The organism is Nonomuraea sp. NPDC003804 (assembly GCF_040610675.1).
Classification (GTDB): Bacteria; Actinomycetota; Actinomycetes; order Streptosporangiales; family Streptosporangiaceae; genus Nonomuraea.
Genome location: NZ_JBEXMT010000145.1, coordinates 1 through 1,024, shown reverse-complemented (window position 1 = coordinate 1,024; position 1,024 = coordinate 1). Strand labels below are relative to the sequence as shown.

Here is a 1,024-nt window from a genome sequence, read left to right as displayed (position 1 = left end):
CGCGTCGTCGCGTGCCGGCATCGTCGGTACCTATGCGGCGCCGAATGCGCGGAACATTTCGATGCTCGATGAGGCGCTGGGCACGATCGCCGACGGTGTGGCTCAAGGTGGTACCGCCCCCTGGGCGCTGAACATGATTGTTCATAGCAGCTACGACCGCTTTGACGCCGAGCTTGAACTGGTGCGTCGTTATCAGCCGAAAATTGTCACGACTGCGCTCGGCAGTCCACGCCGAGTATTGGAGCACGTGCATGGATATGGTGGGTTCGTGATGGCCGACGTCAGCACGCCCGTCATGGCGCGCAAGGCCGTGGATGCAGGGGTCGACGGCCTGATTCTCGTGTGCTCCGGTGCCGGTGGGCATACGGGTACATATCACCCGTTCTCATTCGTCGATGAAGTGCGCCAGTTCTGGCGTGGGCCGCTTGGTCTCGCGGGCGCTGTATCGACCGGAGCGCATACGCGTGCCGCTCTGCAGATTGGCGCTGACTTCGCCGTGCTTGGCACGCGCTTCATCGCCGCCGAGGAGAGCATGGCGCAGCCTGCATATCGCGACATGCTCGTCGAAAGCACGATGGAGGACCTGGTTGCGTCCAAGGCAGTGTCGGGTGTGCTCGCGAACTGGCTGCGCCCGACGCTCGATCGCGCGGGACTTTCAGCGGCACAACTCGGCGAAGAGAAGAAGATCGACTTCTCCGGTGACATCAGTACGGCACCGAAGGCCTGGAAAGACGTATGGTCGGCTGGTCATGGTGTGGGCGCTGTCACGGCGGTCGAACCGCTGTCGGCAATCGTGGACCGTCTGGCTGACGAATATGCCGCATGCCTCTCGTCGGAGCGCGACGTCATCGAACGCCTTGCCCGGCAGGTCAAGAACTGGAAGGTGGCAGATGTATCCGCTGCGCACAGCGAGGGAGCGACAAATTGATGAATGACCGTATCGAACAAGCCGCGGCGGCGCTGCGTGCCGCTCGTCTCGCGCGCACGACCATCCCACGCATTTCGGAAACCTACGGCATCGAAG

1 protein-coding gene is annotated in these 1,024 nt (G+C 62.7%); it reads left to right on the top strand.

Annotated elements, in window-relative coordinates:
* Window positions 1–928: nitronate monooxygenase (locus ABZX22_RS45380; protein ID WP_354923630.1), on the top strand; the 928-nt coding region annotated here is incomplete at its 5' end.
* Window positions 929–1,024 lie beyond the last annotated feature (96 nt).